This is a genomic window from Cellulomonas marina (genome assembly GCF_900111925.1).
Lineage (GTDB): Bacteria > Actinomycetota > Actinomycetes > Actinomycetales > Cellulomonadaceae > Cellulomonas > Cellulomonas marina.
In genome coordinates this window covers 61,603-74,301 of sequence record NZ_FOKA01000011.1, presented here as the reverse complement: position 1 = coordinate 74,301, position 12,699 = coordinate 61,603, and the positions used below count along the sequence as shown (strand labels likewise).

The window sequence follows — 12,699 nt, the reverse complement described above, 5'->3', positions numbered from 1 at the left end:
GGCGGCCGTCGAGGGCGTCAGACCGGCTGGACCTCGAGCGACCGACGCCCGTCGCGGCGCGGCCGCTGCTGGTCGACACCGCGCTCCCGCAGGTCGGTCCGCAGCTCGCGCGGGAGGGAGAACATGAGGTCCTCCGTCGCCGTGCGGACCTCCTCGACCTCGCCCCAGCCCCAGCCGGCGAGCCGCTCGAGGACCCCGGTGACGAGGATCTCCGGCACGGAGGCCCCGGAGGTCACGCCGACCGTCGTGGCCCCGTCGAACCAGGCCGGGTCCAGCTCGTCGGCGTGGTCGACCCGGTAGGAGGCCCGGGCGCCGGACTCGCGCGCGACCTCGACGAGGCGCACGGAGTTGGAGGAGTTGGCCGAGCCCACCGTGATGACGACGTCGCACGCCGGCGCCAGCTTCTTCACCGCGACCTGGCGGTTCTGCGTCGCGTAGCAGATGTCGTCGCTCGGCGGGTCCTGCAGGTGCGGGAACCGCTCGCGCAGGCGGCGGACGGTCTCCATCGTCTCGTCGACGGACAGCGTCGTCTGCGAGATCCACACGAGCCGCTCGGGGTCCCGCACGACGAGGGCGTCCACGTCCTCGGGGCCGTTGACGACCTGGATGTGGTCGGGCGCCTCCCCGTACGTGCCCTCGACCTCCTCGTGGCCCGTGTGCCCGATGAGGAGGATCTCGCGGTCCTCGGCGGCGAACCGCACGGCCTCCTTGTGCACCTTCGTCACGAGCGGGCACGTGGCGTCGATGGTCTGCAGGGACCGGGCGGCGGCGGAGGCGTGCACGGCCGGGGAGACCCCGTGGGCGGAGAAGACGACGCGCGCACCCTCGGGCACCTCGTCCGTCTCGTCGACGAAGACGGCGCCGCGGGCGGCGAGCGTCTGCACGACGTGCTTGTTGTGCACGATCTCCTTGCGGACGTACACCGGGGCGCCGTAGGTCTCGAGCGCCTTCTCGACCGCGACGACCGCCCGGTCCACGCCGGCGCAGTAGCCGCGCGGGGCCGCGAGCAGCACGCGCTTGCGGGCGACGGGGGCGGCGGAGGGGACGGGGGTGGTCACCGCACGAGTCTAGGCGGCGCTCCCTGAGGGCACCGTGCCGAGCAGCACGTGGGCGACGTGACGTCCGCCGCCCCGGCACGCGCCGACGGGCCTGTCGGTGGGGTGGGGCAGGCTGGTCCCGTGAGCAGCGTTCCCCTCCCCCTCCCCGACGCGTCGGGGGGCCTCGACGTGCCGGGGGTCCCCGACGCGCCGGCCGGTACGGCTGACCACCTGGCGGAGGCAGCGCCCCGCGGGCCGCTGCCCCTGCCCGTGCGGGCCGCCGACACCACGCCGGAGCGCCCGTGGCCCGTGCGCCACCTGGCGCCGAAGGTCGCGGACTACGTGGCGCGGATGCCGCCGGTCTGGGTCGAGGGGCAGGTGCTCAACCTGCGGCGGTGGAACACGCTGTGGTTCCTCACGCTGCGGGACACGGACCTCGACATGTCGGTGTCCGTGACGGCCCCCGCGCGGGCGCTGGCGGGTCTCGGGGACCGCTTGGCGGACGGCGCGCACCTCGTCGTGCACGCGCGGCCGCAGTTCCACCCCAAGAAGGGGGACCTGTCCTTCGCGGCCGACGCGGCCCGGCTCGTCGGGATCGGGGAGCTGCTGGCGCGCATCGAGCACCTCAAGGGCGTCCTGGCCTCGGAGGGCCTGTTCGACGAGCGCCGCAAGCGGCGCCTGCCGTTCCTGCCGGCCGTCGTCGGGCTCGTGTGCGCGCAGCAGGGCGACGCGGAGCACGACGTCGTCTCCAACGCCCGGGCGCGCTGGGGGGCCGTGCAGTTCGAGGTGCGGCGCGTGACGGTGCAGGGCCCGCGCGCGGTCCCCGAGGTGTGCGCCGCGATCGAGGAGCTCGACCGGGACCCGCGGGTGGAGGTCGTCGTGGTGGCTCGCGGCGGAGGCTCCTTCGAGGACCTCCTGCCCTTCAGCAACGAGACGCTCGTGCGCGTGGCGGCGGCCTGCCGGACGCCGCTGGTGAGCGCCATCGGGCACCACCTCGACACCCCGCTGCTCGACCTCGTGGCCGACCTGCGGGCGTCCACGCCCACGGACGCGGCCAAGCGCGTCGTCCCCGACGTCGCGCAGGAGCGCGCGCGGCTGACGGAGTCGCGGCACCGCGCCCGCGCCGCGCTCGCCCAGCGCGTCCAGCGGGAGCAGGGCGCCCTCGACCACCTGCGCAGCCGGCCGGTCCTCGTGCAGCCCACCGCGCTGCTCGAGCCGCACCAGCGCCAGGTCGACGACCTGGCGCGGCGCGCGCACCGGGTCGTCGCCGACCGGCTGCACGTCGCCGCGGCCGAGGTCGCGCGGCTCGGCGCGCAGGTCACGGCCCTGTCCCCCGCCGCGACCCTCGAGCGCGGGTACGCCGTCGTGCGGCACGCGGACGGGTCCGTCGTGCGGGATCCCGGGGAGGTGGCCGACGGCGAGCGGCTGCGCGTGCGCGTGGCCCGCGGGGAGCTGGGGGCGACGGCCGTGGCGGGCACGGCCCGTCTGGTTGGATGACCGCCGTGAGCGCCCAGCCCGAGCCCGCAGGCGGTGCGGCCGACCGCGGCCTCGGCACCGATACCGGCACCGATACCGGTACCGGACCTGCCCCGCACGCCGACGTCGCGGGACTGTCCTACGAGGAGGCGCGCGACGGCCTCGTCGCGGTCGTCGCCCGCCTGGAGGCCGGCGCCGGCTCCCTGGAGGAGTCCATGGCCCTGTGGGAGCGCGGGGAGGCGCTCGCGGCCCGGTGCCAGCAGTGGCTCGACGGGGCGCGGGAGCGCCTCGCGCAGGTCCGCCGGGCCGACGCAGCGGCCCCCGGCGCAGCGCCGGCGGGGGTTCTCGACGAGGAGAGGCAGCGATGAGCGAGCAGGCGGCCGGCCCGACGACCGGGCGGACGGATGAGGCGGCCCCGGGCGGGCACGGCGGCACGGCAGGCGGTGGTGCACCGGGTGCACCGGCCGCACGGGCGCTCGTCGTCGGCGAGGCGCTCGTCGACGTCGTGCGCCGGACGGGGGCGCCCGGGGCGGCGCACCCCGGCGGCAGCCCGGCGAACGTCGCGCTCGGGCTGGCCCGGCTGGGACGCCGCGCGGAGCTGCTCACCTGGCTCGCGGACGACGAGGACGGGCGGACGGTCCGCACGCACCTCGAGGCCTCGGGCGTACGGGTGCTCACCGGGGACCGGGCTCCGGAACGGACGTCCCGGGCGGTCGCCACGCTCGACGACGCCGGCGTCGCGACGTACGCCTTCGACCTCGAGTGGGACCTGCCGGCCCCCGTCGACGAGGGCGCGGGCGACGCGCTGGTCGTGCACACCGGCTCGATCGCCACGGTGCTGCGGCCCGGCGGCCCGCGCGTGGCCGAGCTGCTGGAGCGGCGGCGTGCGACCAGCACGATCACCTACGACCCGAACCTGCGCCCCGCCCTCATGGGGGACCCGGTGGACGTCCTGCCCTTGGTCGAGGCCCTCGTCGCGCTCGCCGACGTCGTCAAGGTGAGTGACGAGGACCTGGCGTGGCTGCTGCCCGGCCTGGACCCCGCCGACGTGGCCCGGCGCTGGGTCGGTGCGGGGCCCGCCCTCGTCGTCGTCACGCGCGGCGGGGAGGGCACCGTCGCCGTGACGTCGGCCGGCGTGGAGGTCGACCTCCCGGCGCAGCGGGTGCAGGTGGCCGACACCGTCGGCGCCGGCGACTCCTTCATGGGTGGCCTGATCGACGGGCTGTGGAGCGCGGGCCTGCTCGGGCCGGACCGCCGCGCGGCGCTGGCCGCGATCGACGCCGACGCCCTCACCGCGGTCCTCGCCCGGTGCGTGCGGATCGCCGCGATCACCGTCTCGCGCCCCGGGGCGAACCCGCCCACGTCCGCGGAGCTGGACGAGGGCTGACCAGCGGCGGGGTCGCATGGCACCATCGGCGCCGTGACGACCCCCACCGCCGCCCCCGCGTCCCGCCCGAGCACGCCGGCCGAGGCCTGGCGCGCGCTGCGCGAGGGCAACCGCCGTTTCATCGCCGGCGCCATGGAGCACCCGTCTCAGGACGTGGCGCGCCGCGCGGAGCTGGCGGAGGGGCAGCACCCCTACGCCGTCATCTTCGGCTGCTCGGACTCGCGGCTGGCGGCCGAGATCATCTTCGACCAGGGCCTCGGCGACGTGTTCGTCGTGCGGACGGCCGGGCACGTGCTCGACACGACCGTCATCGGGTCCATCGAGTACGGCACCGAGGTGCTGGGCGCGCCGCTCGTCGTCGTCCTCGGGCACGACCGGTGCGGGGCCGTGGCCGCCGCGACGACCGCCCTCAACGAGGGGTCGCTGCCCCGCGGGTTCGTCCGCGCCGTCGTGGACCGCGTCGTGCCGAGCATCGTCCAGCTCGCCGGGCCGGAGGGGCCGGGCCTGGCGCACATCGACCCCGGCCTGCTGGGCCGCGAGCACGTCAGGAACACCGTGACGATGCTGCAGGGCTACTCCGTGCTGCTGGCCGAGGCGATCGCGGAGGGCCGCTGCGCCGTCGTGGGCGTGGAGTACACGCTGGCGGACGGCGAGGCCGAGGTGGTGGCCGTCGTCGGCGACATCGGCGAGCAGCCCACCGCCGCGCCGGCCGTCCCGGCCTGACACCCGACGGCCGTCCCCGCCTGACGCCCGGGTCGAGCCGTCCCCGCCGGACGACCGCCGCCGCGGCCGGGGCGCCCGTCGGGCACCCCGGCCGGTGCGTCAGACCTCGATGCCCTCGAGCAGCTCGGTCACCAGCGCGGCGACGGGTGAGCGCTCCGACCGCGTGAGCGTGACGTGGGCGAACAGCGGGTGGCCCTTGAGCGCCTCGATCACCGCGGCGACGCCGTCGTGCCGGCCGACGCGCAGGTTGTCGCGCTGCGCCACGTCGTGCGTGAGGACGACGCGCGAGCTCTGGCCGATGCGCGAGAGCACCGTCAGCAGCACGTTGCGCTCGAGCGACTGGGCCTCGTCGACGATGACGAACGCGTCGTGCAGCGAGCGCCCGCGGATGTGCGTCAGCGGCAGCACCTCGAGGATGTCGCGGTCGAGCACCTCCTCGACGACCTCCTTGCCGACGAGCGCGCCGAGCGTGTCGAACACGGCCTGCGCCCAGGGGTTCATCTTCTCGGCCTCGGACCCCGGCAGGTAGCCGAGGTCCTGGCCGCCGACGGCGTACAGCGGACGGAACACCATGACCTTGCGGTGCTGCCGCTTCTCGAGCACCGCCTCGAGGCCGGCGCACAGGGCCAGCGCCGACTTGCCGGTGCCGGCGCGGCCGCCGAGGGAGACGATGCCCACGTCCGGGTCGAGCAGCAGGTCGATGGCGATGCGCTGCTCCGCCGACCGGCCGTGCACGCCGAAGACGTCGCGGTCGCCCCGGACGAGCTGCAGGTGCTTGTCCGCCGTGACCCGCCCGAGCGCCGAGCCGCGCGGCCCGTGCAGCACGAGGCCCGTGTGGCACGGCAGGTCGGCCGGCGCCCCGGCGGCGGTGCCGGCGAACCCGCCCGGCTCCACCTCCGCCAGCGGGAGCGACTCGTGCTCCCACAGGTCGTTCATCTGCGCCTCGGTGAGGTCGAGCGCGTCCATGCCGGTCCAGCCCGAGTCGACCGCGAGCTCCGCGCGGTACTCCTCCGCCCGCAGCCCGACCGCCGACGCCTTGACGCGCATCGGCAGATCCTTGGAGACGACGGTGACGTCGTGCCCCTCACGGGCGAGGTTGGCGGCCACCGCGAGGATCCGCGTGTCGTTGTCGCCGAGCCGGAACCCGGCCGGCAGCACGCCGGGGTCGATGTGGTTGAGCTCGACGCGCAGGGTGCCCCCGCCGTCGCCGATGGGCAGCGGACGGTCGAGTCCGCCGTGGCGGATGCGCAGGTCGTCGAGCAGGCGCAGGGCGGACCGGGCGAAGTAGCCCAGCTCCGCGTGGTGCCGCTTCGCCTCGAGCTCGGTGATGACGACGATGGGCAGCACCACGTCGTGCTCGGCGAAGCGGGAGATGGCCTTCGGGTCCGACAGCAGGACCGAGGTGTCGAGCACGTGCGTCCGTCGGCCCGTCGGGCCGGGCGCGCCGGCGGCCCTGCCGGCCGCGCTCGCCGCGGTGCTGGTGGGGGTGGTGCCGTTCTCGACGACCTGAGCCTCGTGGGTCACGTGCGCTCTCCCTCCGGCGGCGGGGCGCCGCCCTCTTGCCCTGCGACGCTACGCCGGGACCACGCCGGCGCTGGTAGGTCCCCGGCGTGGCGCGCGCCACGTCACGCACTGTTCACGTGCCGCCACCCGGACGGGCGACGAGGGGCGGCGACGAGGGCGGGGACGAGCCCCGGCGACGAGGACGGAGCGGACGAGGACCGGTCGCGACGGGTCGCGGGCCTCAGCGGCCGAGGCGCCGCTCGCGCTCCCCGTAGGAGCGCACCGCGCGCAGGAAGTCCACGCGGCGGAAGTCGGGCCAGTAGGCCTCGCAGAAGTAGAACTCCGAGTGCGCGCTCTGCCAGAGCAGGAACCCGCCGAGGCGCTGCTCGCCGGACGTGCGGATGACCAGGTCCGGGTCGGGCTGCCCGCGCGTGTAGAGGTGCTCGGCGATGTGCTCGACGTCGAACGCCTCCGCGAGCTCGTCCAGGCTCGACCCCGCCTCGGCGTGGCGGCGCAGGAAGGCGCGCACGGCGTCGGCGATCTCCTGGCGGCCCCCGTAGCCGACGGCGACGTTGACGTGCAGGCCCGTGACGTCGGCCGTGGCCTTCTCCGCGCGGTCCAGCACCTCGAGCGTCGAGGCGGGCAGCAGCTCCGGCGACCCCACGGCCTGCACCCGCCAGCGACCCGTGGCGGCCAGCGCCGTCACCGCGTCCTCGATGATCGCGAGCAGCGGCCCCAGCTCCGCGACGGGCCGCGAGACGAGGTTGTCGGTGGACAGCATCCACAGCGTGACGACCTGGACGCCGATGTCCTCGCACCAGCCGAGCAGCTCGGTGATCTTGTCGGCGCCGCGCTGGTGGCCCGTCGCGGTCGACTCCCCCTGCGTCCGCGCCCAGCGCCGGTTGCCGTCGAGGATGACCCCGATGTGGCACGGCACGCGCTCGGGGCGCAGGGAGGTGGCGAGCCGGCGCTCGTACAGCCGGTAGAGCGGGTTCGGCAGCCGCACGCACCCTCCTCGCACCAGGTCCGGCACCTCGGTCCGGCCGACACCGGCCGACACCGGCCGGCCCGGTCCCCCGGGCCGCCGACGCGGCGGGTGACCCGTCGCCCGGACCGGCACACCGTACCGCCGCCCGGGCGGCCGCGTCCGGCACGACCGCGGCGGACGTCGACACCCTCCCTACGCCCCCGTAACCTACGGTGACGTAGGTTCACCGCCCCGGGGCGGTCCGCACCGCCGAGGACGAGCAGGAGCAGAGGCGTGATGAGCAGGCAGGCCGTCCCCCCGACGGGACCCGTCGACGAGGTGGTCGCCGCCGTGAAGCCGCGCCTGCGGGGCTGGCTCCACGCCGGGGTGAGCCCGCTGGTGCTCGCCGCCTGCGTGGTGCTCGTCGCCCTCGCGCCGACGCCGGCGGCCCGCTGGTCGACGGCCGTCTTCGGCCTGTCCGCCGTCCTGCTGTTCGGCACGAGCGCCGTCTACCACCGCGGGACCTGGTCGCCCCGGACGGCGGCCGTGCTGCGCCGGCTCGACCACACGAACATCTTCCTCATCATCGCGGGCACGTACACGCCGCTGTCGGTCCTGCTGCTGCCGGCGTCCACGGCGCGCACGCTGCTGCTGGTGGTCTGGTCCGGTGCGCTGGCGGGGGTGCTCGCGCGCGTGCTCTGGCTGTCCGCCCCGCGGTGGGTGTACGTGCCGGTCTACGTCGCGCTGGGCTGGGTGGCGGTGTGGTTCATGCCGGCCTTCGGCCGGTCCGGTGGCGACGCCGTGCTCTGGCTCGTCGCCGGCGGCGGTCTGGCCTACACGCTGGGGGCCGTGGTCTACGGGCTCCGGCGCCCCGACCCGAGCCCCCGCTGGTTCGGATTCCACGAGGTGTTCCACGCCCTGACCGTGGTCGGCTTCGCGTGCCACTTCGTCGCCGTCGCCATCGCCACGGCCGCGGCCGGCTGACGCCGGGGCGCCCCGCACCGTCGCGGCCCGCCGGCGGCACGGCGCGGCGCACCGCGGTCGGCTCAGCGGTCGGTTCGGCGCGGTCGACCCAGCGCGGTCGGCTCAGCGCGGGACGACCGTGTAGCGCCGGTTGGCCAGGGACGGGTTCGACGCCCGCACCGCGGCAGCGGCGGCCGGGTCCACGTCGACGGTCCGGACCGCCGGCCGCTCGTCGAGCTCCAGCCCGACGACCCCGTCCGGCCCGACGACGAGCGAGCGCCCGGTGACCCCGCGCCCCGCCTGCCCGACGGCCACCACCGTGGCGGTGTTCTCGATCGCGCGGGCCACGGCCAGCGCGCGCCACTGGTCCGCCTTGAGGGGTCCGGCGGCCCAGGCCGCGGGCACGACGAGCACGTCCGCCCCCGCGTCGACGCAGCGCCGCGCGGACTCGGGGAACCGCAGGTCGTAGCAGGTGAGGACGCCGAACCGCGTCCCGGCCACGTCGAGCACCAGCGGCGGGGCGTCCGCCGGCCCGGGCTCGAGGCGCTCGGACTCGCGGTGGCCGAACGCGTCGTAGAGGTGCACCTTGCGGTAGACCCCGGCCAGCTCGCCCGTGCCCGTGACGGCGACGACCGCGTTGACCGCCCGCTCGGGGGTGCTGCCCGGCAGGACGGTGCCGACGAGGACCGCGACCCCCGTGGCCGCCGCCCGCTCGCGCAGGGCCGACACCCAGGGCCCGTCGAGCGGCTCGGCCGCCTCGGGCCCGACCCCGGCGGGGTCGTACGCGGACGCGTACTCGGGCAGGACGAGCAGGTCGGCGCGGGCGTGCGCCGTCTGCGCGATCGCGTCGGCCGCCGCCTCCCGGTTGGCCGCCCGGTCGGCGCTCACCGCCATCTGCGCCACCGTGACCCGCACGGCGGGACGCGCGGGCGGATCCGGTCGGGCCCCCGTGGTCATGACGGCCCCGGCGCGCCCGGCGCCCGGTCCTCCGCGTCGCGCTGCTCGCCGGCGTGGTTGACCCGGCGGAGCTTGCGGGTGAGGGACAGCAGGAGCCCGATGACGGCCAGCGCCAGGACGAAGGTGACGACGAACCCGAGGAAGCCCGGCGAGCCGAGGTCGGACTCCCCCAGCTCGACCGCGGTGCTGGGTGACGGGCCGGGCGTCGGGGTGGCGCCCGCGGCGGTGCGCGTCGTCGCCAGCGACAGCCGCACGGCCGCGTCCAGCAGGGGCCCGCTCACGCGACGACCCCGCGGACACCAGCGAAGAGGTCGTCCTCCGGCAGCGAGGTCGGCACCCGCGCCTCCGCGAGCTCGAACTCCTCGGTCGGCCACACCTCGCGCTCGACGTCCCGGGGCACGAGGAAGAAGAACCCGGCGGGGTCGATCTGCGTGGCGTGCGCGCGCAGGGCCGCGTCCCGGGCCTCGAAGAAGTCGGCGACGGGGACCTTCGTCGTCACGGTCCGGGCCGGCCACGGCCGGTCAGCCATGTGCTCCAGCCAGTCCGCGAAGGGGGACGTGCCGCCGCGCCGCTCGATCTCCTCGTGCAGGGTGCGGATCCGCTCCGGGCTGAAGCCGACGTCGTAGTACAGCTTGAGGGCGGCCCAGGGCTCGCCCGCGTCGGGGTAGCGGGACGGGTCGGCCGCCGCCTCCCACGCCTCGCGGCTCACCTTGTGGCACATGATGTGGTCCGGGTGCGGGTAGCCGCCGTTCTCGTCGTACGTGGTGATGACGTGCGGGCGGAACTCCCGCACGATGGCGACGAGCGGCGCGGCCGCCTCCTCCAGCGGCTGCAGCGCGAAGCAGCCCTCCGGCAGCGGCGGCAGCGGGTCCCCCTCGGGCAGCCCGGAGTCGACGAAGCCCAGCCAGCGGTGCTGCACGCCGAGGGCGCGCGCGGCCTCCGCCATCTCGGCCCGGCGCACGTCCGGCATCGCCCCGGGCGCCACCTCGCCGTACGAGGGGTTGAGCACGTCGCCGCGCTCCCCGCCCGTGCAGCTGACGACGAGCACCTCGGCCCCCTCGGCGGCGTACCGGGCCGTCGTGGCCGCGCCCTTGCTCGACTCGTCGTCGGGGTGCGCGTGCACCGCCAGCAGCCGCAAGCGCTCGGACGCCATGGGGGAGCTCCTTCGGGGTCGCACAGGATCCCTCCGGGGGATCGCACGAGGTGGGGGCCGCGCGGTCGGGCCGTGCGGCGCGCGACAATGATCCCCCATGCCACCCCCCGAGGAGCACCCGTGAGCACACCCACCCCGGCCGCCCCCGCCGGTCGCTACGGGCCGGTGCCGACCGCCGGCGCCCGCCGGCGCACGTGGACGCTCGTCGCGCTGGCCGCCGCGGCCGTGCTGGCGGTCGCCGTGTGGGTCGTCGTGGGGCTGTGGCAGGACCGGGTGCTGTGGAAGGACCTCGGGTACGACGTGGTCGACGACGGCCTGACGCGGGTGTCCTTCCAGGTGACGAAGGCGCCCGACGCCACGGCGACGTGCCGCGTGCGCGCGCTGTCGGAGTCCTTCACGGAGGTCGGGTACCGGACCGTGACGGTGGGTCCGTCGGACGTCCGGTCCCAGCGCGTGACGGCCGACGTGCCCACCACGTCCCGCGCCGTCACCGGGTCGCTGGTCGACTGCGCACCGGCCGAGGGCTGAGCGCCGCTCCCGTCCCCCGCGCCGACCGGCCGTCGCCGCGGCCGCCCGTCACGCGACGCCGCCCGTCGTCCGCGCACGCCGCCGCCCGGTAGGCTGGGCCGTTCAGCTCCGCCGCCGGGGACGCCCCTCGCGGGCCCCGCCGCCGCCCATGTGCGCCTGCACGGGCGCGCGCGGACCCGGTGGCGGCGGGTACCGGAGAGAGGAGCGATCGTGACCGACACGAGCACCACCGCGGCGACGTGGCTCACGCAGGAGGCCTACGACCGCCTCAGCGCCGAGCTCGCGCACCTCGAGGGCGCGGGCCGCGACGAGATCGTCGGCCGCATCACCGCGGCGCGCGACGAGGGCGACCTGAAGGAGAACGGCGGCTACCACGCCGCGCGCGAGGAGCAGGGCAAGGCCGAGGCGCGCATCCGCGAGCTCAAGGAGAAGCTGCGCAACGTGCGGATCGGCACGCCGCCCGACGACGGGGTCGTCGAGCAGGGCATGGTCGTCACCGCCCTCGTCGCCGGCGACGAGATGCGGTTCTTGCTGGGCTCGCGCGAGATCGCCGGGTCCTCGGACATCGACGTGTTCTCCCCCACCTCGCCGCTCGGTGCGGCGATCAACGGCCGCAAGGTCGGCGACTCGACGTCCTACGAGGCGCCGAACGGCCGCACGATCGCCGTCGAGATCCGCGCCGCGAGCCCCTTCGAGGGCTGACCGTCACACCGGCCCGGCCGACCTCGAGCTCGACCCGGGGCCGTCGCTGACCCCGCGCACCCCACCGGTGCGCGGGGTCAGCCCGCGTCCGGCCGGTACCCGCGCTCGCGCAGCCGCTCGAGCACCAGCGCGCGGTGCTCGTGCCCCTTCGTCTCCACCTGCACGTCGATGCCCACCTCGTCGACGGCCAGGTCCGGCCCCGTGCGCACGTGGGCCACGTGCACCACGTTCGCGCCGAGCTGCGCGAGGTCGGCCAAGAGCGCGGCGAGCACGCCCGGCCGGTCCGCGACCCGCACGCGCAGCCCCAGGTAGCGCCCGGCGGCGACGAGCCCGTGGCGGACCACGCGCATGAGCACGAGCGGGTCGACGTTCCCGCCCGAGAGCACGACGACGAGCGTGCCGTCGCCCGCGAAGTCGCCGGGCCGGGCCATGAGTGCCGCCACCCCGGCCGCGCCGGAGGGCTCCACCAGCAGCTTCGCCCGCTCGGCGACGAGGAGCAGGGCGCGCGACAGGTCGTCCTCGGACACCGTGGCCACCGGCACCGCGTGGGCGCGCAGGAGCTCGAACGGGACGCTGCCGGGCAGGCCGATGGCGATGCCGTCGGCCATCGTGCGCAGCTCCGTCGCCGGCACGGGCCTGCCCGCCGCGAGCGAGGCGGGGTAGGCGGCGGCCCCCGCGGCCTGCACGCCGACGACGCGGACGCCCGGCCGGTCCGCCACCGCGGCGGCCATCCCGGCGGCCAGCCCGCCGCCGCCCACAGGCACGACGAGGTCGGTCACGTCGGGCACGTCCTGGACCACCTCGAGCGCCACCGTCCCCTGGCCCGCGTCCACGTCCTCGTGGTCGAAGGGGTGCACGAGCACGGCCCCGGTCCGGGCCGCGTGCTCGCGCGCGTGGCCCAGCGCCTCGTCGACGCTGCGGCCGACGAGCTCGACGTGCGCGCCGTACTGCCGGGACGCGGCGACCTTGGGCAAGGACGCGTCGAGCGGCATGTAGACGGTGGCCGGGAGCCCCAGCAGGCCCGCCGCGAGCGCCACACCCTGCGCGTGGTTGCCGGCGCTGGCGGCGACGACGCCGTGCGCGCGCTCCTCGTCGGGCAGCCGGGCGAGGCGGGCGTACGCGCCGCGGATCTTGAACGAGCCCGTGCGCTGCAGGTTCTCGCACTTGAGCAGCACGGGCCGCCCGAGCAGGTCGGACAGGGCCCGGCTGTGCTGCAGGGGCGTGCGGTGGACGACACCGGCCAGGAGCTCGGCGGCGGCGGCCACGTCGGCGGGTCCGATCACCCCGGGATCGTAGGCCGGTC

The 12,699-nt window shown here is 76.5% G+C and carries 14 protein-coding genes; 7 read left to right on the top strand and 7 right to left on the bottom strand.

Translation table 11 applies throughout. The features are described from left to right. Window positions 1-17: 17 nt before the first annotated feature. Window positions 18-1,058, bottom strand: coding sequence for a 4-hydroxy-3-methylbut-2-enyl diphosphate reductase (locus tag BM048_RS12465; RefSeq protein WP_239078745.1), 1,041 nt, complete (start codon window positions 1,056-1,058; stop codon window positions 18-20). A gap of 210 nt (window positions 1,059-1,268) precedes the next feature. Between BM048_RS12465 and xseA the strand changes: the two genes are divergently transcribed. From xseA to BM048_RS12445, 4 genes are read left to right on the top strand one after another with little or no spacing between them, the layout of a single operon-like run. Then, window positions 1,269-2,534, top strand: coding sequence for an exodeoxyribonuclease VII large subunit (gene xseA, locus BM048_RS12460; protein WP_090033644.1), 1,266 nt, complete (start codon window positions 1,269-1,271; stop codon window positions 2,532-2,534). Between the two features lie 5 nt (window positions 2,535-2,539). Next, window positions 2,540-2,881, top strand: coding sequence for an exodeoxyribonuclease VII small subunit (locus BM048_RS12455; protein WP_275407333.1), 342 nt, complete (start codon window positions 2,540-2,542; stop codon window positions 2,879-2,881). Then, window positions 2,878-3,900, top strand: a complete 1,023-nt coding sequence (locus BM048_RS12450; protein ID WP_090033525.1) for a carbohydrate kinase family protein — start codon at window positions 2,878-2,880, stop codon at window positions 3,898-3,900. The genes BM048_RS12455 and BM048_RS12450 overlap by 4 nt, the downstream gene beginning before the upstream one ends. Before the next feature lie 33 nt (window positions 3,901-3,933). Continuing rightward, window positions 3,934-4,623 (top strand): carbonic anhydrase, encoded by a 690-nt coding sequence (locus BM048_RS12445; protein ID WP_239078744.1) that lies wholly within the window; start codon window positions 3,934-3,936, stop codon window positions 4,621-4,623. Between the two features lie 99 nt (window positions 4,624-4,722). On the opposite strand, the gene phoH2 is transcribed toward BM048_RS12445, so the two are convergent. Further along, window positions 4,723-6,036 carry an RNA 5'-3' helicase PhoH2 gene (gene phoH2 / locus BM048_RS12440; protein ID WP_090033641.1) on the bottom strand — a complete coding sequence of 438 codons (1,314 nt, stop codon included), beginning with the start codon at window positions 6,034-6,036 and terminating at the stop codon, window positions 4,723-4,725. Between the two features lie 331 nt (window positions 6,037-6,367). Next, the gene (locus BM048_RS12435) at window positions 6,368-7,132 is read right to left on the bottom strand and encodes an isoprenyl transferase (RefSeq protein WP_090033640.1); all 765 of its coding nucleotides are present in this window, start codon (window positions 7,130-7,132) and stop codon (window positions 6,368-6,370) included. Between the two features lie 258 nt (window positions 7,133-7,390). Here BM048_RS12435 and trhA point away from each other — a divergent pair, with 258 nt between their 5' ends. Next, on the top strand, window positions 7,391-8,077 hold the full coding sequence (gene trhA, locus BM048_RS12430; protein ID WP_090033523.1) for a PAQR family membrane homeostasis protein TrhA: 687 nt from the start codon (window positions 7,391-7,393) through the stop codon (window positions 8,075-8,077). Window positions 8,078-8,179: 102 nt separating this feature from the next. Here the strand turns inward: trhA and BM048_RS12425 are convergent, their stop codons facing one another. From BM048_RS12425 to mca, 3 genes are read right to left on the bottom strand one after another with little or no spacing between them, the layout of a single operon-like run. Further along, complete coding sequence (locus tag BM048_RS12425) at window positions 8,180-9,013, bottom strand: carbon-nitrogen hydrolase family protein (RefSeq protein WP_090033522.1); 834 nt, start codon at window positions 9,011-9,013, stop codon at window positions 8,180-8,182. Beyond that, a complete protein-coding gene (locus BM048_RS12420) occupies window positions 9,010-9,294 on the bottom strand; it encodes a hypothetical protein (RefSeq protein ID WP_090033520.1) in 285 nt (94 codons plus the stop codon). The genes BM048_RS12425 and BM048_RS12420 overlap by 4 nt, the downstream gene beginning before the upstream one ends. After that, complete coding sequence (gene mca / locus BM048_RS12415; protein WP_090033519.1) at window positions 9,291-10,166, bottom strand: mycothiol conjugate amidase Mca; 876 nt, start codon at window positions 10,164-10,166, stop codon at window positions 9,291-9,293. The genes BM048_RS12420 and mca overlap by 4 nt, the downstream gene beginning before the upstream one ends. Before the next feature lie 120 nt (window positions 10,167-10,286). Here mca and BM048_RS12410 point away from each other — a divergent pair, with 120 nt between their 5' ends. Both BM048_RS12410 and greA read left to right on the top strand, forming a co-directional pair. After that, a complete protein-coding gene (locus BM048_RS12410; RefSeq protein WP_239078743.1) occupies window positions 10,287-10,694 on the top strand; it encodes a DUF4307 domain-containing protein in 408 nt (135 codons plus the stop codon). A 210-nt stretch (window positions 10,695-10,904) separates the two neighbouring features. Further along, the gene (gene greA / locus BM048_RS12405) at window positions 10,905-11,396 is read left to right on the top strand and encodes a transcription elongation factor GreA (protein ID WP_090033515.1); all 492 of its coding nucleotides are present in this window, start codon (window positions 10,905-10,907) and stop codon (window positions 11,394-11,396) included. A gap of 77 nt (window positions 11,397-11,473) precedes the next feature. On the opposite strand, the gene ilvA is transcribed toward greA, so the two are convergent. Continuing rightward, on the bottom strand, window positions 11,474-12,679 hold the full coding sequence (ilvA, locus tag BM048_RS12400; protein ID WP_090033514.1) for a threonine ammonia-lyase: 1,206 nt from the start codon (window positions 12,677-12,679) through the stop codon (window positions 11,474-11,476). Window positions 12,680-12,699 lie beyond the last annotated feature (20 nt).

What these genes read in the sequence shown, in the direction of transcription:
- BM048_RS12450 (WP_090033525.1), top strand. Translation starts at nt 2,878, where the DNA reads ATGAGCGAGCAGGCGGCCGGCCCGACGACCGGGCGGACGGATGAGGCG.
- trhA (WP_090033523.1), top strand. Translation starts at nt 7,391, where the DNA reads ATGAGCAGGCAGGCCGTCCCCCCGACGGGACCCGTCGACGAGGTGGTC.
- BM048_RS12425 (WP_090033522.1), bottom strand. Translation starts at nt 9,013, where the DNA reads ATGACCACGGGGGCCCGACCGGATCCGCCCGCGCGTCCCGCCGTGCGG.
- mca (WP_090033519.1), bottom strand. Translation starts at nt 10,166, where the DNA reads ATGGCGTCCGAGCGCTTGCGGCTGCTGGCGGTGCACGCGCACCCCGAC.